Raw genomic sequence first — 22788 nt, forward strand, 5'->3', positions numbered from 1 at the left:
TCTCTGGAAATGCTCTGCCAGCCGTTGTATAGTTTGCGGCTCAAATAAGTCAGTGTTATACTCCACGCTGCCAATCATGCCAGAGGCTGTTTCTGCCATGTACAGTGTCAAATCAAACTTGGCAGTGCCACTATCACTTTCTAAGGTACTCAAGGTCAAACTCGGTAACTCTATCTCTAAACTGTGTGCATTCTGAAGTACAAACATCACTTGAAATAGAGGTGTGTGACTTAAGTTGCGCTGGGGCTGCAATTTTTCTACTAATTTTTCAAAAGGCACATCTTGGTGGGCATAAGCTCCTAAAGCTACTTCCCGCACCCGACGTAGCAACTCTCGAAAGCTAGGGTTGCCAGATAAATCGGTTCGCAGCACTAGGGTATTGACAAAAAAACCGATTAACCCTTCTATCTCCCTGTGGTTACGATTGGCAATGGGAGAACCAATTACAATATCATTGTTTCCCGTGTAGCGATACAGCAGCGTCTTGAAGGCTGCCAGCAAGGTCATAAATAAGGTGCTTCCTTCTTGCTGTCTCAAAGTTTTCAACGCAAGAGTTTGCTCTGGAGATAGCCGGAAAGAATGGGTAGCACCTCGGAAGGACTGAACAGCAGGTCGTGGGTGATCAGTAGGTAACTCTAGAACAGCTGGCGCACCATGCAACTGCTGACGCCAGTAAGCAAGCTGGGATTCCAGTACTTCTCCTGTGAGCCACTGCTTCTGCCAAGCGGCAAAGTCTATGTACTGAATCGGTAATTCCGGTAACGGGGAAGGTTGCCCGTGACAAAAAGCTTGATAAAGTGTTGCCAATTCATGCACTAGCACGCTTGTTGACCAACCGTCAGAAACGATGTGGTGCATGGTCAACAGGATCACATATTCCTGTTCACTAAGGCTGAGTAATTTCACTCGCAACAGAGTATCAGTCTCCAGGTTAAAGGGCTGTTGCGCCTCTGCAAGTGCTAGTTCTTTGACTTTAGTTTCTCGTTGAGCAGCAGGTAATTCCGCCAGGTCAATGACTGTTAATAGCTGCGATGTTACTGATGAGATAAATGCTACGGGTTGCCCTTCGACGGTCTTAAAATTAGTTCGCAGGGCTTCGTGACGGCGTAGAATTTCATTAAAACTCTGCTCTAGTGCTGCTAGATTTAGCTGACCCTGTAAATGTACGGTATCGATAATGTTGTAAAAAGGACTGTCAGGCTCTAACTGAGCCAGGAACCAGAGTCGTTGTTGGGCAAAGGACAGGGGTAAATCTGCCGTCCGGGAAATACGTTGAATAGGCGGTATTTCTAATCCTAAGTCTGCTTTGGTAGCTTTTTCAATTTCTTTGGCTAGCCCCGCGACTGTTGGCTGGTTAAACAAGCAACGCAAGGGTAGTTCCACCTTAAATACTTGGCGCAGTTGCGAAATAACGCGAGTTGCGAGCAGGGAATGTCCCCCCAAATCAAAGAAGTTGTCGTGAATCCCCACTTTTTGAATGCTAAGCACTTCTGTCCAGATTCCAGCTAGCATTTCTTCAACTGGTGTGGAAGGAGCTACAAGATTAGACTCAGATATTAGTTGTGTTGGGTCTGGTGCTGGTAGCGACCGGCGGTCTATCTTGCCATTGGGTGTCAAGGGTAGCGCTTCTAGGATGACAAAAGCTGTTGGCAGCATGTAGTTTGGTAGTTTTGCCTCCAAAAAGCGGCGCAGTTCGGGAATTGTCAGTGTCTGGTCTGGGTGAAGAGTTATATAGGCTACTAAAGTTTTATTTGCAGTGTCATCCTCCCGAACAATAACCACACTCGCCGATATTGCTGGGTGTTGGCTGATGACTGCTTCAATTTCTCCTAGTTCAATGCGGAAACCCCGAAGTTTCACCTGGTGGTCAATGCGACCTATGTACTCTATATCACCACTAGGTAAATAACGAGCTAAGTCCCCAGTCTTGTATAAACGCACTCCCGGTTCGTTACTGTAGGGATGGGGAATGAATTTTTCACAAGTCAAATCAGGACGATGCAAATAACCTCTAGCTAGACTATAACCACCTATATACAGTTCTCCAGGAACTCCTATCGGTACTGGCTGCAAGTTAGAGTCGAAAATGTACAACTCGGTGTTAGCAAATGGGCGACCAATTGGTACTAATTGGTCGTTAACTAACTCCTGAGTTGTGGTTTCAAACCAGGAACTGTCAATTGTGGCTTCGGTCAAACCAAAAGAGTTAATTAAGCGGGTGTGGGAACCGCAAAAGTTACGAAATTTTTGATATTCTTTTGTGTACCAAACATCAGAACCACAAATCAGCAGCCGCATAAAGTCAAGTTGCTGTTGACTTTCCTCTAGGTACTGCATCAAGTTTCGCAAAACTGCTGGTACAAATTCGGCACAGTCAACTTTTTCTTTGACCATGAGATTGTATAGGTCTTGAGGAGATAGCAGTAGGTCGCGGGGGCATAAAACCAGTTTGCCACCCGAACAGACAGCACGAACTAAATCTCCAGAAAAAACATCAAAGGAGAAACTTGCCATTTGCAGATGACAGGTGACGTCTGTGTGTAGGTGGTAAGTTTCTTCCCAAGCAAAATAAGCATTGACGAGGCTGCTGTGCTGAATTGTTACGCCTTTTGCTCTACCTGTAGAGCCTGATGTATAAATTACATAGGCTAGGTTTTCAGGTTTAGTCCCACTGATAGGATTATGTAATGTAACAGGAATATTACTGAAATTATTATTATCAATAAGTACAACTTTAGCTGTGTGTGGTGGGAGTTCGGCGACTAGTCCTGCCTGGGTAAGCAGTACCAAAGGCTTGGCATCCTCCAACATCAAAGCTAACCTTTGTGGTGGATAGGATGGATCTAGGGGTATATATGCTCCGCCTGCTTTGAGAATTGCTAGGATAGCAATTACCGTCTCTAGCGATCGCTCAACACAAACCCCCACTAATACCTCTGGTCCCACTCCCAATTTTTGCAATTCATGGGCCAATTGGTTGGCACGGCAGTTGAGTTCCCGATAAGTTAATTGCTGGTCTGCAAAAACTACGGCTACAGCATCAGGGGTGCGTTCCACCTGGGCTTCAAACAACTGATGGATGCATAGGTCTTGGGGATAGTCACTCTTAGTGCTATTCCACTCCACCAATAGCTGCTGTTTTTCAGCTGCTGTTAAAAGTGATAATTCTTTCAGGCGCTGTTGAGGATTGGCAACCATCGTGTTGAGCAAGGTTGCCAGATGTCCTAGCATACGGTCGATAGTGGCAGCAGCAAAGCGCTCACCTTCATTGTAGGCAATGGTAAGCAACAGCTCTTTACCCGGGATCACACTTAGTGTCAGGGGATAGTTAGTCTGTTCAATACTACGAAAATTCTTAATTGCCAGGTCTAAACCTGGTTCTGATAAAGAAATATCTACAGGATAATTCTCAAAAACGAGAATACTCTCAAACAGAGGCAAACCTCTGTTAACTTCACTCCAACCCTGAATTTCTACGAGTGGGCTATATTCGTACTGCCGTGTCTCAACTTGTTGGACTTGAACTTGCTTTAGCCAAGGTAAGAGGAAAGCTTCGGGATCAACTTTGACTCGGAATGGTAGCGTGTTGATAAATAACCCCACCATTGATTCGGCTTTTGGCAGGGCCGCCGGACGACCTGAGACTGTTACCCCAAATAATACGTCTGCTTCCCCACTATAGCGGTTCAGGAGTAAAGCCCAAGCTCCCTGCACGAGAGTGTTGAGTGTTAGCTGATGTTTTTGTGCTAGTGATTGTAGTGCGGCTGTGGTTGATGCTTGTAGCCGCAGTTGTTGTTCTTTGTAGTTATCAGTAGATGTTTGCTGATTATTCTGGTTTTCCCCTATCTTTGTGGGAGCAGTAAAACCTTTGAGAGTCTGCCGCCAAAATGTTTCAGCTTCGGAAAGATTTTGCTGCTGTAACCAGACGATGTAATCCCGGTAAGGACGTGGAGATGGGAGGAACAGAGTTTGGCCTTGAGCGAAAGTTTTGTAAAAGGCCAGAACTTCTTGGAAAATTAAAGGAACAGACCAACCATCTAACAGCAGGTGATGACTGCTCCAAATAAAATGATAAGAATAGTCGGTAAGTTGAATCAGCACCAAACGCATCAGAGGTGCAACTGTCAGATTAAAGCCTTGGCAGCGATCGCTTGACAAAAAAGCCTCAATTTGTTCCTGCTGTGCAACTGATGACAAATGCCGCCAGTCCTGATGCACAAAAGGTAGTGTTACCTGACGATGCACTACTTGCACAGGTTCTTTTAAGCCTTCCCACAGGAAACAGGTGCGTAAAATTGAGTGTCGATTTACGACCTGGTGCCAAGCACGATGGAAGGCTGCAATATTGAGATTACCTTCTATGATGCAGCTAAATTGGTCAAAATATACTCCTGATTTGGGATCTGCAAGACAGTGGAAGAGGATGCCCTGTTGCATGGGCGAGAGGGGATAAAAATCTGCAATATTTTTCATGCCCATATTACATTCCTCTAATGACTGCGGTAATTGCATCCAGATCGGCTTGATTCCATTGGCTTTGCTGAAATTCGGCAAAATCGGAAGGAGTAAAGCCACCTGCATCGGGAGATTGACAGTGAGTAATTAGTGAGCGCAATGCATCTATATAACCAACAGCCAATTTTTCCACTGTTGCACTTTGATATATCTGTTGACTAAAACTCCATTCCAAGCGCAATTGACCTGCACTCACCATTCCGTTAATTTCCAAAAGGTATGGCAGGGTTTCCTGTGGACTGTAAACGCGACCACTTGATTCTGGGGCGAACTGAAATAGAGAGGATGAAGACAAACTCTGGTCAAACTGACCCAGATAGTTAAAAGCCACCTCAGCTTGAGGTAATGCTTGCAGTACTTGGGCAACTTCATCACCTCTGAGGTAGCGCAATATCCCATAGCCCACTCCCTGATTAGGAATGCGGCGCAGTTGTTCTTTAACTGTTTTTAAAGCTTCTCCAGGATGACTATTGGGACTTACTTTCAACACTACAGGAAAAACGGCAGTAAACCAACCCACAGTCCGGGATAAATCTATCGATTCTGAAAACGCTTCCCGGCCATGGGCTTCTAAATCTACTAACAAACAATCCATCCCCTGCCATTGGGCAAAGGTCTGTGCCAAAGCTGTCAGTAACACATCATTGATTTGAGTGTTGTAGGCTTGGGGAACCTCTTGTAACAAAGCTTGAGTTTCTTCTGGACTCAAAGCTACAGAGACAATTTGAGCTTTAGCCATTGTATTCTCTCCCCCTGGAAAGTCCACGGGTAGGGAAGCAATGGGTTGTTGCAGTTCTTGTTGCCAGTAATTGAGTTCTTGCTTGAATGCGTCTGCTTGGGCATAGGCTTGTAGTTGTTCAGCCCACTGTTTGAAGGAAGTCGTTTTAGAAGCCAATTGAATTCTTTGGCTACAACAGATTTGCTCATAACTCCTCTGCAAATCCTCCAACAGGATGCGCCACGACACCCCATCAACCGCTAAGTGATGGATCACAATCAGTAGACGCTGTTGATTGCAGCCCAGGTGGAATAAGGCAACCCGAAGCAATGGCCCTTCAGATAAATTGAGGCTGGCTTGAAGTTCGTTGGCAGCGTCTGCAATTACTTGTTTTTGTTGAGTTTCCGGCAAAGCTGAAAAATCTCGCTGCACCAACGGAACTACGCCATCAACATCAGCATTCACCTGCTGCCAACCAGATTCCCCCTTGACAAAACGCAAGCGAAGTGCATCGTGGTGCTGGAGTAACCCTTGCACTGCTTTCTCTAAGCAAGTAATATCCAGTGGTTGCTTTGGTTCGAGCAGAACTGCTTGATTATAGTGGTGAGGAAAACGGAGATTTTGGGCAAAGAACCAGTGCTGAATGGGCGTCAAAGGTACTGTTCCGGTGACAATTCCTTGTTCGACGGCAATGATGGTCTCAGTTGTACTGACTACTGCTACTAATTCCGCGATCGTCTGGTATTGAAAAATCTGCTTTGGTGTTAATTTTAGTCCGGCTTCTCGAGCTTTAGAAACGACCTGAAGACTGAGGATGGAGTCTCCACCTAATGCAAAAAAGTTGTCTTTGATACCTACCTTTTCTCTACCTAGTACCTGCGCCCAAATCGTAGCTAACTGTTTTTCGACTGTAGTTTCAGGAGCGATGAAAGCTGATGCTATTTCTGGAGTTTGCTGTTCTGGTGCTGGTAGTGCTTGCAGATTTACCTTACCGTTGGGGGTTAAAGGCATAACTTCCAGGAATACGAAGGCAGCAGGAATCATGTATTCTGGTAACTTTTCTTTGACGAAGTTACGCAGGTCATGGCTGAGTGCTGAGTGATGAATATTACTATTATCTAAGTCTTGTGCTTCTTGCTTAGGAATTTCCGACTGGAAGCGATCGCTACCCGCTATCAAATCCTCTTGCCCTCTGCTTTGTTTGTTAGGAACTATATAAGCTACTAAGCGTTTATTTCCCGCTTTTTCTTCTCGTGCTAAAAGCACCACTTCTCGCACGGCGGGATGTTGACTCAGCACCGACTCAATTTCTCCTAACTCGATGCGGAATCCCCTAACTTTCACCTGATTGTCAATCCGCCCCAGGAATTCGATGTTGCCGTCTTGACGATAGCGTACTAAATCCCCTGTTTTGTATAATCGCGCTCCTAGCTGATTGCTGAAGGGGTGGGGAATGAATTTATCGGCGGTCAAATCTGGACGGTTGAGGTATCCCCTAGCAATACCAACACCACTAATATATAGTTCACCAACAACACCAATGGGAACTGGTTGCAAATATTTATCTAATACGTAGGTTTGAGCATTGGGAATCGGGCGTCCAATCGGTATCTTGAGTGACGGGTTGTCTGTGGGTGCTAACGGTAATTTGTATGTCGTTGCGACAACAGTCGCCTCTGTGGGGCCGTAGGTGTTGATCAGTTCTTGGCGATCGCCTACACAATTTTGCCAAATTTCTACTTGTTTTCCCTGCGCTTGCTCTCCCCCAATAATTACTAGCCGGAGTGAGTCGGGTAGCCGTAAATGTGCTGTGGCGATATCAGACATGAGCTGTTGCCAGTAGGCAGTCGGCAAATCTAATACCGTCAGCTTTAAATCCTGGCACTTTTGCAGAAATGTCTGCCCATCACTGAGCATCTCATCAGTACGTAGAACTAAAGTTCCACCGCACGTTAGGCAGGGATAAATTTCTTCTGCTGCGGCATCAAAACTAATGGAGGCAAACTGAAGCACGCGATCGCCCTCTGTCAGTCCATATTCAACCACAGCAGCTTCCGTAAAATTAACTAAAGATTTATGTGTAATTAATACACCTTTGGGTGTACCTGTAGAACCAGAAGTGTAAATCACATAAGCTAAATTTTCGCTTTCAGTAATACTAAAGGGATTGCTCCGGCTCTCCTGCGAGATGGCTTGCCAGTCTGTATCCAAACAGACAACACATGTTTGATGCTCAGGCAGTTCTTTGATTAATTTTTCCTGAGTTAGAAGTACAAGCGCTTGGGAATTCGCCAAGATGTAGGCTACACGCTCCTGGGGATAGTTTGGGTCTATGGGCACATAAGCGCCACCCGCTTTTAAGATGGCTAAGATTGCGATCGCCATCTCTAAGGAACGCTCAACACAAATCCCCACTGGCACTTCTGGTTGCACTCCCAACTTTTGCAAATAATGGGCCAGTTGGTTGGCTTTCTCGTTGAGTTCTCGGTAAGTCAACTGCTGATCTGCAAACACCACCGCCACTGCATTTGGTGTTCTTTCCACCTGGGCTTCAAACAGTTGATGAATGCACTGGTCTTTGGCATAGTCTGTTGTTGTTTGATTCCAATCTACAAGCAGCTGATTTTCCTCAAACTTAGTCAGTAAAGGTAATTTTGAGATATTCTCATCGGGGTGAGAAACAATCCCTGCCAGCAAAGTTTGCCAATGCCCGATCATCCGGTTAATGGTGTCTGCCCTAAACAAGTCGGTGCTGTACTCTAAGGCTCCCATTAGTCCCAGCTTTGTATCTTCTAAGAACAAAGTCAAGTCAAACTCAGCAAATCCACTGTCTACAATTGAGGGAGTCAATTTCAGACCAGGCAATTCTAGGGCTTGGAGTGGCGAATCCTGGAAAACGAACATCGTCTGGAACAGAGGGTTATGACTCAATGTCCGTTCTGGTTGCAGTTCTTTCACCAGTTGCTCAAACGGTAAGTCTTGATGAGCATAAGCTGCCAAGGTGGTTTCCCGTACCCGTGCTAATAGTTCTCGAAAACTAGGGTTGTTAGAAAGATTAGTTCGCAAAACCAAAGTGTTAATAAAACAACCTAGTAAATTTTCGGTTTCAATTTGGTTGCGATTGGCAATGGGAGTACCAACTACCAGGTCTGTTTGTCCTGTGTAGCGATAGAGCAAAGTCTTAAACGCCGCAAGTAACACCATGAACAAAGTCACGCCTTCCTTTTGACTTAAGGACTTCAGTGCCTCTGTCAATGATTGAGGAAGGATGAGAGTTTGGCGCGCACCTCGCAAGCTTTGAACCGCCGGACGTGGATTGTCTGTTGGTAAGGCGAAAACCGGAGGTAAGTTTTCCAGTTTTTGCTGCCAATAAACTAACTGAGACTTGTACGTTTCGTCATCCAAAGATTGCCGCTGCCAAAGAGCGAAATCTGCATACTGGATAGGCAATTCTGGCAAAGCTGGGGCAGTGCCATCACAAAAGGCTTGGTAAAGTGTTCCTAATTCTCGATAAAAGATTTGTCGAGATAAGCCATCACAGATAATGTGATGCATGGTTAAAAGGATGATATGTTCTTGCTGTTTTAATCTGATAAGTTTGCACCGTAATAGAAGTTCTTGAGTCAGATCAAAGGTTTTACTAGATTGTTCGGTAATAATTTGTTTGACTAATTCTTCTTGTTCAGGTTTTGACAACTCTTGCAAATCTAAAATAAGCAGTTTTAATGTTATGGTCGGAGCAATAATTTGAATTGGTTGAGTGTCTACAATTTTAAAAGTGGTGCGGAGTATTTCATGTCGTTTAATAATTTCGTTTAAACTTTTTTCTAAAGCTATACTGTCAAGCTTACCTGTAACATGAATTAGAATGGAATCATTAAATAAAGGAATATCTGGTTGTAATTGATAGAGCAACCATAACCGTTCCTGAACTAAAGATAATAATAAAACATCAGAAGATTTTCTTTTAGAAATAGATGTTAATTTTTTTATGCTCAATTCTTTTTGTTTCAGACGCAGTTCTAACAGTGCCCGTTTTTCTGGAGGAAGATTTGCAATTCTTTTACTAATATCACTCATGATAAATCACCCAAATAAGTTGAGTGCTGATTTATGTTTAACAGTATTTTTAGCTTGATACTCTTCTGTTAGTTTTTGCAACTTATATAGGCTTGTCATCACAGAATCGAAATCCAAGCCAAAATCAATCAAACACGCAATTTCATCAACACCAATTGATTGCATATATTCAATAGTTTCACGACAGGTTGCGATAGGGGTAAGAATTTTTATAGCAAGGTTTGTACCATAACCTAGTGTAATTAGCTGTTTTGAAAATAGCGATCGCAGATCAAATTAGGAGCAAACCCATAATCCATCTGTGTACCCTGCACCGAAGCCGCGCTTGGGCGCGTCTAAATCTGTGTGCATCTGTGTTCGTTATATTCTTCATCTCCTCGTTGTTGGCAATTAATTGCCCGTGAGAGTCTAGTGATCTGTTGCATTAGTTCTGAGGGATTAAAATGTAATTCATTAAACTATGTAACTTATCAAAATTAATGACACAAACCATTAGCTTGTGATTCTTGAGCAAGTTGTTGTTTAATTTCATCCAGTGAAAGATTTTCTACCTCTGCTAATAGCTGTTCTATCTCCTTCAATTCTTCTGCCTTTGGTTGTTTTTCTGCTATGACAATAGCTAGTTCAGCTACAGTGGGGGCTTCAAATAAAAGAGTGCGCAGGGGTAGGTCCACTTGAAATGTTTCACGTAAGCGAGAAATTGTTTGCACAGCTAGTAAAGAGTGTCCGCCTAATTCAAAGAATTTGTCATAAATTCCTACTTTGTCAATACCTATCAGTTCTTCCCAAATATTGGCAATACTTTGCTCAATTTCGTTACGAGGAGCAACATAAGTAGTTTCTTGGAGAGTGCGTGCATGTCTTGTGCCGGATAAGTGAGTGAAATTCTCTGATTTAGAGTTGAGAAAACTTGATGAAAGAAATTGATTAAATTGATCAATGACTAATTGTAATTCTTGTGTGGAAACTAAAATTTGAGGAAGCGGATTTGCTAAAATCCGTTCAAATGCTTCTACTGCTTCTGTTGGCAATAGTCCATTTTTGAGAGTTTCAGAGCGCCATTTCTTAAGTTCTTCAGGAACAGCAGTATTGACTGCCATTCCCACTTCTTGCCATGTATCCCAGTTGATTGCTAATGTCAGTTTACCATTTTTGGATGTATTAAAGTGAGCAAATTTATCTAAAAATGCATTGGCTGCGCAATAATCTACTTGTCCAAATCCTCCATAAATTGAACTTAGAGAAGAACAAAGTACCAAGAAATCTAGATTGATGTCTTGGAGGACTTCATTTAGCACTAATGTTCCCTGTAATTTGGGAGCAAAAACACTATTCACAATCTCTAAAGTTTTCAGTTGAACTATACCACTGCCTGCGACTCCAGCTGCATGAATGACGCCATGAATTTCCCCAAAATTTTCTAGAGATTGAGCAACTGCACTTTGCATTTGTTCATAATTAGTGACATCGGCAGGCAATATTAAAACTTCAGCCCCTAGTGTCTCTAATTCCTGCAATTTTTGAATTTTGTGGTGAGTATGATCAGATGTATCATGAGTAGCTAGCCATTGTTGCCAATGCTCTTTTGCTGGTAATTGAGAACGTCCAATGAGGATAAGTTTAGCTTGTACTGTCTGGGCAAGATACTTGGCAATTTCTAAGCCTATACCCCCTGTGCCACCAGTGATTAAATATACTCCTTTTTGCCGTAATCGTGTTTTGCGGCTGGTAGGTTTTTCTAAAGTTATCGGTTCAAATACTTGTACCCAACGATGATGATTTCGGTAGGCGATGATAGATTCGTTGGATTCTGCTGTGATTTCTGCGAGTAATTCTTGTACAAGATTGTCGATTCTGGAAGTAGGTAAGACTACATCTATTTGACGGCATTTAATGCCTGGATATTCTTGGGGTATGACTTTACAAGGTCCTAAAATAGTGGCTTTTGCAGGCAATAATTCCTCATTACCAGTGACATCATAGAGATGATTACTCACAACGAAAAGTTGAATTTTTGAGTCACTAATATTTTGCTGTCCTAAAGCTTGCGCTAGATAAATTAAACTCCAGAAACCATGATTTTGAATTGTTTCTAGTGACTGATGAATTAAATGAGTGAGGCTCCAAAAATGAATGATTGTTTCTGGTATTTTACCTTGTTGATGAATAGTTTGGAGCAAAGTATAGTAATCATCTTTTTGAGTAGGATTGATTGTGTAAGTGTTGTGGTTAACTTGGCTAAATTCCGCACCTACTAAGACTGCGATCGCATCTTGTCCTGTTTGTTGCAAATGTTGAACAATTTGCGAACCTATGGTGCATTCATCAACAAAAACCAGATAACAAGTAGACCTTTTCTCTCCAGTTTTGACTAGAGGAATTTGTTTCCAGGAAGGAACATAAAACCAGTCAGCTATATTGGGTTTTTTACCAAGTTTACTTTCCGCTTGCCCAGATTTTTCTGCTGTTAATTGGGGTTCAATCCAGTAACGCTGACGCTCAAAGGGGTAAGTTGGTAATGGTACGCGCTGACGTTGTTCGTGAGCATAAAAACCAGACCAATTGATAGTAACTCCTGCTAACCAGAGTCTACCTAAGATGTTGAGTATAAAAGCAACATCCGATTGTTTGTCCTGGGGGTGGCGTAAGCTTGGCAAAACCACCTGTCCTATTGCTTGGTGGGAATGCTGTTTAGCCAGTGTACACAAAGTACGTCCTGGTCCGACTTCTAGGAGAATCCGATTTGGTTGTTGCAGTAATTGAGATATTCCCGCACTAAAGCGCACAGGAAAGCGTAAATGTTTTGCCCAATAATTAGGATCTGTGGCTTCTTCTGGGGTGATCCAAGTTCCTGTGACATTGGAGATAAAAGGTATCTTGGGAGGATAGAGTTTTACCTTTTTAACTTCAGTAATGAATGATTCCAAGATCGGTTCCATCATCTGGGAATGGAAGGGGTGGGAAGTATGCAGGCGGCGACATTCTACGCCTTTGGCTTGCAGTTGTGCCTCAAAGGTGTTGACGGCGTCATGACTTCCCGAAACTACACACAAATGGGGGGCGTTGCTAGCAGCTAAGGATAACTCTTGATGAAGTAAGGTTTTGACTTCCTCTTCTGGGAGTGCAACAGAGAGCATTGCACCTGTTGGTAGTTGCTGCATCAGTCGTCCCCGCATCGCAACCAAAGTTAAAGCTTCTTCCAGAGACATCACACCAGCAAGGCAAGCCGCGACATATTCGCCGATACTATGGCCAATCATGGCGCTGGGAGAAATTCCCCAGGACATCCACAACTGAGCCAGCGCATACTCAATTACAAACAATGCACTTTGAGCGATACTGGTTTGTTTGAGTTTTTCTGCTGCTTGCGCCTGATTTTCATGAGGATAGAATAGGGAACGCAAATCAAACCCTAAGAGAGGTTTGAGCATTAAGCAGCAACGATCCAGATGTTCACGGAATATCACCTCAGTCTGGTAAAGTTCTTTACCCATTTCCACATACTGAGCGCCTTGTCCCGGGAACATGAAGGCGATGGGACGTTCTACCGGTTCTTGGAAGTGGGTTAAAACTCTTTGTACATCGTGCCTATTTAATGTAGTGACAGCATCTGCAATATCCTGGCATACCAAGATGCGACGATAGTCAAATTCTCTGCGCCCCACTTGCAAGGTATAAGCTACATTTGCCAAGTTTTCTTGCGGATGTTCACTCAGATGGTGAGCGAGATTTTGAGTCGCATTTTCCAGGGCAGATTCTGTTTTGGCAGATAGTAGTAGTAATTGCCAAGGACGAGATTGCAGAGACGTGCCATGGCACGTCTCTGCAACTGGTGCTTCTTCCAGAATTACATGGGCATTAGTGCCACCAATTCCTAAGGAACTGACACCTGCACGACGGGGAGTTTTTTCAGCTTGCCATTGCGTGGGTTTTGTATTGACATAAAAAGGACTGTTGGCAAAATCAATCTCAGGATTGGGCTGCTGAAAATTCAGGCTCGGTGGTATCAATTTATGCTGGAGAGCCAGGGCGGTTTTGATGACCCCTGCCACTCCGGCGGCAGCATCTAAATGACCGATATTCGTTTTGACAGAACCTATGGCACAGAAGCCTTTTTTGTCAGTATAGTCGCGAAAAACATTGGTCAGGGCATTTATTTCAATCGGATCACCCAAATTAGTGCCTGTGCCGTGCGCTTCAATATAGCTGATGCTTTCCGGTTCTACTCCCGCCAAAGCCAGCGCTTCTGCTATGACTTCTGCTTGACCGTTGACGCTGGGTGCAGTGTAGCCAATTTTACTATAACCATCGTTGTTGATAGCTGCTGCTTTAATTACTGCATATATGTGATCCCCATCTGCGATCGCATCTGCAAGACGTTTTAAAACTACCACTCCTACACCATTGCCAATAATTGTTCCCTGTGCTTTGGCATCAAAGGCACGACAGTGGCCATCTGGCGATAAAATTCCTCCTTCTTGATACAAATAACCTGTTTTTTGTGGCACTCTAATTGAAACTCCACCTGCCAATGTCATGTCGCATTGGTAGTTTAATAAGCTTTGGCAAGCCAGAGTTATTGCTACTAGGGAAGTAGAACAAGCTGTTTGAATTGTGACACTCGGGCCAGATAAATTTAATTTATAAGAAACACGGGTAGTCAGAAAATCTTTATCGTTACCAATCAACTTTTGAAAACTATTCGCTGACCCGATTTGATCGCGATTTATATTAAATGATAAATAGTTATTTAAACTAGCACCAGCATAAACACCAATCCGACTTTCACACCTTTGAGAATCATAGCCAGCGTTTTCTAGTGCTTCCCATGCACATTCTAAAAACAGGCGGTGTTGTGGGTCGGTGATTTCTGCTTCTTTAGGGTTAAAACCAAAAAAAGCAGCATCAAATAAATCTATATCTTCTAATATTGCACCTGCTTTCACATAATTAGAGTTATTTAATAATCCAGGTTCGATTCCAGCAGCGATTAACTCTTCATCTGTAAACAGAGAAATTGATTCTACTCCTGAGCGCAAATTTTGCCAAAATTTTTCAATATTTTTGGCTCCAGGGAAGCGTCCTGATATACCAATAATTGCAATTTCTTCCATTGTCTTTCCTGCTTTGTTCAGAAAAAAGCGAACACTCATGGAACACAGATGTAGACGCCCGTAAGGGCGGCTTCCCGTAGGGTACACGGATAAAGCTGTATTTCATCTAAATGAGAAGTGCTATATTTTCACTGATTACGAGTTTTTTTATTTTGTTTTATCCAGAAATTTTTTCGTTGATTTAGCACTTCCATTTGTTTTTGCGCGCGATCGCGCATTGACCCAAAAGCAGGTACATCCTCTGGCTGCTGGCTTAAATATTGGGTCAAGGAACTTATCGTTGGATGTTGAAACATTGCTACAACTGATAAATTCCGTTGAAAAACAGCTTGCAGTTTATTAGTAACCTGAACCATCAACAATGAGTTACCGCCAAGGTCAAAGAAGTTATCGTTGACGCCTACTTTTTCTAGATGCAGTACTGTTTGCCAAACTTTAGCTATTTCTTGTTCTATCTGGGACTGGGGAGGTTGATATGTAGATGCTAACTCGGGGCGCAAGCTATCGGGAGCAGGTAAGGCGCGGCGATCTACTTTGCCGTTGGGTGTAAGTGGTAATGCATCTAACATCACAAAAGCAGAGGGAACCATATATTCAGGCAGCTTTTCTCGGAGGCGATCGCGTAATTCATCAATAGAAGGTGCATGATCTTGATTGGGAACCACATAGGCAACTAAACGGCGTTCACTGAGTCTATCCTCTGTGGCGATCACAACTACCTCCCGTACCTGTGGGTGTTGTCCCAGGACTGCTTCAATTTCTCCTAGTTCGATGCGGAAGCCGCGAATTTTCACTTGGTGGTCAATTCTCCCCAGGAATTCGATGTTTCCATCAGGACGGTAACGTGCTAAATCTCCTGTCTTGTAAAGGCGATTAAATTTTAGATTTTGAGATTTTGCGGAAAGTCTGTTGACGCGCAGCGTCCCGGAGGAAACTTCAGAACTTTCCAAGACGGATTTTGGATTACTAAATTGTGTGCGATCGCAATCTTCTGGATTTTTACTACAATCCCCCAATTTATAATCTAGAATCGGTAATTCAAAATGGGTCAAGGGGTTGGGAATGAACTTTTCTTCTGTCAATTCAGGTCTATTTAGATAGCCTCTTGCCAATCCCACACCACCAATATGCAATTCACCCGGAACTCCGATAGGGACAGGTTGAAGATGTCTATCTAATATGTATATCTGGGTATTGGCAATCGGTCGACCGATAGGAACTATTTTCTCGTTGCTACCTCGTTGACAGCGCCAGGCAGTGACATCAATGGCGGCTTCGGTGGGCCCATAAAGATTGTATAATTCTGCATCCAAAGACTCAAAGAAGCGTTCTTGTAGGTCAAAAGGTAAAGCTTCTCCACTACAAATGACACGTTTGAGACTCTGACATTTCTCTAATCCTGGTGCTTCTAAGAATACTTGCAGCATTGAGGGAACAAAATGCAGTGTGGTAATTTGCTCCTGAGCAATCAGTTCGACTAGATAGCCAGCATCTTTATGACCTTCGGGTTTGGCTAAAACTAGGATTGCGCCTGTCAACAAAGGCCAGAAGAATTCCCATACAGAGACATCAAAGCTAAAAGGGGTTTTCTGTAAAACTCTATCTGCTGGTGTTAATTGATAAGCATCTTGCATCCACAACAAACGATTGCATAAACCCAGATGAGTATTCATTACTCCCTTGGGTATGCCTGTAGAACCAGAGGTATAGATGACATAGGCGAGATTTTCTGGTTTAACTTCACCCACTAGATTTTCTTGGCTGTGAGCAGCAAAAGTTTCACTATCTGTGTCTAGGCATATAACTTGCGCTTGGTGTGGCGGTAGTTTTTTGACTAAATGTTGTTGAGTGAGTAACACTTTTACACCAGCATCTGCCAACATCAATGCCAAACGCTCTTGAGGATAGGCGGTATCTAGGGGTAAATAAGCACCACCCGCTTTGAGGATGGCTAAGATGCCAATCACCATTTCTGGCGATCGCTCCATGCAAATACCAACGATTACATCTGGTTGTACACCCAACTGCTGTAAGCTATGAGCAATTTGATTGGCTCTTTGATTTAATTCCCGGTAGGCGAATGTTTCTTTGTTAAAGACAACAGCGATCGCATCGGGTGTTTGTTCTACCTGCTCCTCAAACAAATGATGAACGCACAGATTTTGCGGATAGTCGGTTTTGGTATTATTCCAGTCAACTAGAAGTTGTTGTTTTTCAGGTGCTGTGAGTAGAGGTAAATCTGCAATGCACTGATCGGGATTTTTGACAACCCCTGTGAGCAATGTCTGGAAATGACCTAGCAGCCGATGGATGGTATCGGCATTAAACAAATCAGTGTTGTATTCAGCAGTGATCAGCAATCCATGTTCTGTGTCTGCTACAAATAGAGTCAGGTCGAACTTTGCTGTGCCGTTTTCGCCTTCCTGACAAGTTATGGATATATCTGATAACTTGGGACTCGGTATTGGCACATTCTGGAGAACAAACATGACTTGGAAGAGGGGATTGTAGCTGAGGTCTCTATCTAGGTGTAGTTCCTCGACTAACTTCTCAAAAGGCAAGTCTTGATGAATATAAGCTTCTAGGGCTGTTGATTTTACCTGGGAGAGCAATTCTCTAAAACTGGGTTGGTTGGCTAGGTCTGTACGTAGCACCAAAACATTGACAAAATATCCAATTAATGATTTTACCTCTGTTTGGTTACGATTGGCGATCGGAGAACCTACCAAAATATCAGTCTGTCCTGTATAGCGATAAAGTAAGATTTTGAAAGCCGTAAGCATTGTCATAAACAGGGTCACGCCTTCGCTATGACCTAGTTTTTTCAGTTCTGCTGTCAGGGTTGGGGACAGAGTTAGTCTTGCTTGAGCGCCTTTGAAGGTTTGGATCGGCGATCGCGGACGGTCTGTAGGTAAATTCAAGACAGGTAGTTTGCCACCCAGCTGCTGTTTCCAGTATGTCAACAGGGTTTGGATGCGATCGCTTTGCAACCATTGCCTCTGCCAATAGGCAAAATCTATGTACTGAATAGGTAGTTCCGGCAGTGGTGAGGGTTCTCCACGAGAAAATGCTGCATACAGCGCTGCCAATTCTTGAATGAGAATGCCGATTGACCAGCCATCGGCTATGATGTGGTGCAGGGTGAGGAGCAATGTGTATTCTTGTTGGTCTAAGCGTAGTAGTTTGGCACGCAAAAGTGGTTGACTGGACAAGTCGAATGGTTGCTGAGCAAATTCACTAGCTAGACGTCGTACTTGTTCAGCCCGTTGGTTGAGTGTAACTTGCTGTAAATCCTCTGTGAGCAAGGTTAATTTAGTAGCTGGCTGAATCACTTGCAGAGGTTGTCCATCCACGACCACAAAGTTTGTTCGCAAAACTGCGTGACGTCTGATGATTTCATTTAAGCTTTGGGCGACTACTGCCTCGTTAATCTTACCTTTGCAGTTAATCAATATGGGAATATTGTATGCAGGCGAATCAGGAACGAACTGATGGATAAACCATAATCCCTGCTGAGAGAAAGATAAAGGGTGAACAGATGTAGTTTTCTGGACTTGGGTAACAGATATAGATGGGATGGAAGTTGTTGTTGCTAATTGAGTAAGTATCTTAGTGGAGAGCGATCGCGTATTCAACCCTTCAAAGAAGTCTGCTACAGATACAGTAACTTCTAGGTCAGCCTCAATCTGGTTTTTTAACTCAAATACTCTCAAAGAATCGAGTCCCAAGCTGCTTAATGGCTGTTGTGGGTTAATTTCCTGTGGTGCGACACTAAGGACACGCGCTACCTGTTCTCTGAGATAAGATTCTAAAAGTGGTTGAGACTCTTCTGGAGTCAGCGCTAAGAGGGTTTGTCGTTGTAAGTGGTTTTCTTTACCTAAATAAGCAGTATTATTACTGATACTACTGCCGACCACATCCAGTTCGCCTGCCAGAAAAGCTACTTTGGTGGCACGACGTTGAATTTTACCACTGGAAGTTTTAGGAATAGTACCTGGTTTAATCAAAACTACTGCATGAACTTGTACTTCATGTTCTTCAGTCACTGCTTGACGAATAGCAGTGGTGGCTTCATTGATATCCGGTTTGGCGCGAAATTCCAATTCTTGGACGATGACCAGCTGTTCTTGATCATTGACCTCAACTGAAAAAGCAGCTGTACTACTTGATCGCAATGATGGATGGCTGCGTTCTGTGGTTAATTCAATATCTTGGGGATAAAGATTGCGACCTCGAATGATGATTAAATCTTTTGCTCTCCCAGTAATGAAGAGTTCTCCATTGTCTAGAAAGCCTAAATCCCCAGTCCGCAAAAACGGCCCTTCTCCTGTATCTTTGAGATAGGCACGAAAGGTTCGCTCTGTTTCCTCTTGCCGATGCCAATAACCTTGACCCACACTTGGCCCTGATACCCAAATTTCTCCCACTTGATTTGGTGAAGAGCGTGTTAATGTTTCAGGATTGGCAATCACAATTTGTTGTTGAGGAATTATCTTACCACAACTGACAAAGGTTTGGATATCTTTATCTTGTGTCTGAGCGCTAACTTCAATGACTTGATTGTTTGCAAGTGCAGATTTCTGGACTTTTTTCACAATCGGTAAGGCTGTCTTGCTGCCACCAGAAACCATCAGAGTTGCTTCAGCCATGCCGTAACAAGGGTAGAAGGCTTCTCGACGGAACCCACACTCGGCGAAGGTGAGTGCAAATTGCTCTAGGGTATCCTGTCGCACAGGTTCAGCGCCATTAAACGCTACACTCCAACTGCTGAGATCAAGACAAGAGCGCTGTTCTGGAGTAATTTTGTGAATACAATATTCATAGGCAAAGTTAGGAGCGCCACTTGTTGTCCCTTTATATCTGGAAATAGCTTGCAACCAGCGGAAGGGTCGTTGCAAAAAAGATGCTGGCGACATCAAGATGCAACTAAAACCGCCATATAAAGGTTGCAAAATACCACCAATCAGTCCCATGTCATGGTATACGGGTAGCCAGGAGACAAATTTACTGTTGGGTGAATGTCCCATGAATTGGTAAGTGGCGGCGGCGTTGTGCAATAGGTTGCTATGACTGAGCATGACTCCCTTTGGTATCCCCGTAGAACCTGAGGTGTATTGGAGAAAGGCTATGGTATCCGCATTGATATCAGGCTGTTGCCAAGAATCTTCCAGACCCTCTGCTAGGTTGTCGGTAACGAGCCAGCGTATATTTTCCAGGTTTGTTTGCTGTGCAAGTATGGATTGTAATGTGGGGAGCATCGCTGTTGTAGTGAGAGCGATGCGAGCCTGTGCATCTGTGCTGATAGCCTGGATTCTGAGTGCTTTGCGTTTATTTTGAGGCGGATAAGCTGGAACCGCTACAACTCCAGCATATAGACAACCAAAAAAAGCACTCAAGTAATCTAGCCCTGGTGGATAGAGTAGTAGGGCACGTTCCCCTTTTAAATTCAAAGCTTGGAGTTGAGATGCGATCGCACGAGAGCGCTTATCCAACTGTTGATAAGTCAGTGTCGCTTCTTGGCTCTCTCCATCCTCCAAGAAGGTAAAGGCGCGACGCGTGGGCTGTGTAGAGCTTCTCAAGCGCAAAACGTCAACAACCGTAGAACAGTTATGGGAAATTTCTTTGGAGCTTTTGGTTTGTTGAGCCATCTTAATTCCTCGAGGCAGTTAGATGCACTTGACTCTCCCCCAAGATTGAATGTACGGGGATTCAAACTGTTGCTACGGGGAGGGCACCCATCCACTCCCTTGTTGCTTTTTACAGTTATTCTTCCAGAGAAATATTCTCTCTAGAACGGTCAAAACTCTCTTAGAGGTCTTGGCTAAATCTAGGTTTAGTTGTTCCTTTACCTTCAAGAGCGAATTGGCGCTTCCATTAAGATTAAGATCTGCGTTGATTCTAATACCTTTCGCGATAACAAATAGTCCAAGTTTTACTCGTCTACCTGACGATTTCCACCCTTCTGGCTTGTTACCAAATATAGGTAAAACATCATCTAAAAAGCTTGATTGGCTAGTGTAGCTCTCTTCTGTTTCAACAAAGTTAATTCCATATATTTGGCACAACTGATCTATTCGCTTTTTCAGCTTTGCAGTAGGAATATGAACAAAAGTTTGATTGTTTTGAGAGCCAAAACTAATACTATTTTTGTTCCCTTTGTTCCAACCAAAAACTATTGGACTAATTAAATTTTGTTGACATCCATACATAGGCTATTAATGAAAGGCATTGCTGAATCATAGGATGATTTAGTCCAATATGGATCGAAGTTTCAATGTTTACAGTCGCTCATTCATTCTACGAATATGCAACGCCGTCAAAAAATACATTGAGTCCTAGACTGGGAATAGACAGGCAACTTAAGAGTTGCAACTGCGTTTCATATAAAATCTTGATGATGTTGCTTTATGGTGAGTACCTAAGTAGTTACAGCATCAGAGGCGCAAGTGTTTGTTGAGTATATTCCAACTATTTTTGGTTACGCCTACTTTACTTTAATGGCAAACAGTATCTTTTGGCAACCAAGTAACAATAGAGAATTCCTATCAATAGTCTTAAGAGATATTGTTCTTCACTATTTGAAATTATTGCTAAGATTTCCCGCATATCTCACAAAGAGAAAAAAATGGGATAAAAACTGCGAAAATGTATATATAGAAAGCATTTCAGCCGTTATAAGCATGACCCCAACATTAACAGATCAGATCGTACACCAAAACAATTCAAATTCTCACCGGAAAGGTCTCGTCCGATTTCTCACAAGCGAGAAATCCTGGATTATTTAAGAAAATTAGTAAACATTTGTAAAGAAGAGATTGATAATTGCTATAGATTTGCATTACTCTAAGCCGAGTATAACCTAAAAAAATTGCAACAAAGTAAGCCAAGTTAGATTGATGATATGACAACCACACAGACATTTAACTCCTGAGTGACATGTCGCAAACCGAATCCTCAAGCTTTAGGCGCGTTTATTTTGCTTTCCCTACGCAGGTGTTGGTAGCTCTTTGATTTTTTGCACATTCGGACAGCCTACCCACAGCTGTAGAGTTTTGTCCCATCAAACTACCTGGGCCGTTCTCGCGGCTTAGAATCTCTTGTTGGTGCGATCGCTCGCTTCTGCCCTTGTTCTACATTTACACAAGCCATTCGCTTTTTTGGTCACGGTATGGGGGCGCTCGTTAGCTTTGAACTTGTCCGTTTACTCCGCAAACAGTATAATACCTTACCAGTACACTTGTTTGTTTCCGCTCACCATGCACCGCAAATTCCCGATCTAGATGAACCCATTCATTCATGCTCTCGGTGAACCTGCTTTCAAAGAGGAGCTACGGTATCTCAATGGTACTCCCGAAACAGTGCCAGAAAATACCAAACTCATGCAACTTCTCACCTTTTTGGAGGAAACTTTTAATATTTGCTCAGGATATTTCGACTGTACAAAAGCTTGTCAATTACATTAAATCAAAAGGTTGTTATTTAAGAACTTATTTTCAATTTGGCAATATTTTTGGTTAGGGTTTAAGCAATATTAAGTTTGTCAATTTAGATTACGTATGTATCAAGTAAATTAAAACGATGAAAAACTTATTAGTGTTTATCAAGTCATGGATGACCCCTAAAAATACCTCGTTAACAAACCTTAGCTCTAGACCTAAACACACCCTCTTCGTCTGCAAATCTTGCCACCGCTCTTCTGATGAGCGGCAAAAAAATCAACCCTGCGATGGTACTATCTTACTTGATCAACTAAGGACTTTATGCAATGATAAATTCCAACTTGACGAACTTGAAATTAAACCTGTTAAATGTTTATGGGCTTGTAGTCAAGGCTGTGTTGCATCTGTATCAAGTCATGACAAACCCACTTATCTGTTCGTCAATCTTCCCCCTGAACAAAGCCCAGCAGCATTACTAGAGTTTATGCAATTGTATATCAAGACTCGTAGAGGTGCTGTAGCTTGGAAAAATTTTCCCGAACTTTTACAATCTGCTATTTTTGCCCAGATTCCACCTGTTATTGTTGATAAAAATTAGGAATCATGTAAAAACTAATTACGTAACTTTTTGATGAAAGCCTTTACATTAGGTAAAGTATCGCAATACACTAACATTCGGCAATAACAAGCTTGACAAGATTATATATAAATGCATACAAGGAAGGAATTTAAGTTGATGAAGCAAGTAAAATCATTATCTGATTAATACAGTAAACTGTTGATGATTAAAGATACGAAAATAGACTCCAATAATTGAGTTAAAAAATCAGAACATAATAAACATTTGGGTGAGAAAATAATTGAAAAGCGAGTGTAAAAAACTTATGGACTTAATGCAAGAGGCAATTTTAATTTCGTGACG

At 42.8% G+C, this 22788-nt stretch carries 9 protein-coding genes; 3 read left to right on the top strand and 6 right to left on the bottom strand.

Going from position 1 to position 22788, the window contains the following annotated elements:
• From UYK_RS0120035 to UYK_RS0120060, 6 genes are all read right to left on the bottom strand, one after another.
• Positions 1 to 4479: amino acid adenylation domain-containing protein (locus UYK_RS0120035; RefSeq protein WP_423752157.1), on the bottom strand; the 4479-nt coding region annotated here is incomplete at its 3' end.
• 1 nt (position 4480) lies between these two features.
• On the bottom strand, positions 4481 to 9313 hold the full coding sequence (locus UYK_RS0120040; protein ID WP_009456261.1) for a non-ribosomal peptide synthetase: 4833 nt from the start codon (positions 9311 to 9313) through the stop codon (positions 4481 to 4483).
• 6 nt (positions 9314 to 9319) lie between these two features.
• Positions 9320 to 9478, bottom strand: a complete 159-nt coding sequence (locus tag UYK_RS26890) for a hypothetical protein (protein WP_009456263.1) — start codon at positions 9476 to 9478, stop codon at positions 9320 to 9322.
• 311 nt (positions 9479 to 9789) lie between these two features.
• Entirely contained in the window at positions 9790 to 14427 is a 4638-nt protein-coding gene (locus tag UYK_RS0120050; RefSeq protein ID WP_026086529.1) for a type I polyketide synthase, read from the bottom strand.
• A 128-nt stretch (positions 14428 to 14555) separates the two neighbouring features.
• Positions 14556 to 20075, bottom strand: coding sequence for a non-ribosomal peptide synthetase (locus UYK_RS0120055; protein ID WP_009456266.1), 5520 nt, complete (start codon positions 20073 to 20075; stop codon positions 14556 to 14558).
• A 72-nt stretch (positions 20076 to 20147) separates the two neighbouring features.
• Positions 20148 to 20636, bottom strand: coding sequence for an IS200/IS605 family element transposase accessory protein TnpB (locus tag UYK_RS0120060; protein ID WP_009456267.1), 489 nt, complete (start codon positions 20634 to 20636; stop codon positions 20148 to 20150).
• A 959-nt stretch (positions 20637 to 21595) separates the two neighbouring features.
• Here UYK_RS0120060 and UYK_RS27690 point away from each other — a divergent pair.
• The 3 genes from UYK_RS27690 (at position 21596) to UYK_RS0120070 (ending at position 22464) form a co-directional block, all read left to right on the top strand.
• Positions 21596 to 21736 carry a hypothetical protein gene (locus UYK_RS27690; protein WP_341271179.1) on the top strand — a complete coding sequence of 47 codons (141 nt, stop codon included), beginning with the start codon at positions 21596 to 21598 and terminating at the stop codon, positions 21734 to 21736.
• Positions 21708 to 21890: a thioesterase gene (locus tag UYK_RS27425; protein WP_009456269.1), complete on the top strand. Its 183-nt coding sequence runs from the start codon at positions 21708 to 21710 to the stop codon at positions 21888 to 21890. The genes UYK_RS27690 and UYK_RS27425 overlap by 29 nt, the downstream gene beginning before the upstream one ends.
• A 148-nt stretch (positions 21891 to 22038) precedes the next feature.
• The gene (locus UYK_RS0120070) at positions 22039 to 22464 is read left to right on the top strand and encodes a DUF1636 family protein (protein WP_016872040.1); all 426 of its coding nucleotides are present in this window, start codon (positions 22039 to 22041) and stop codon (positions 22462 to 22464) included.
• Positions 22465 to 22788: the final 324 nt, after the last annotated feature.

Origin of the sequence: Fischerella thermalis PCC 7521, assembly GCF_000317225.1 — a bacterium.
Lineage (GTDB): Bacteria > Cyanobacteriota > Cyanobacteriia > Cyanobacteriales > Nostocaceae > Fischerella > Fischerella thermalis.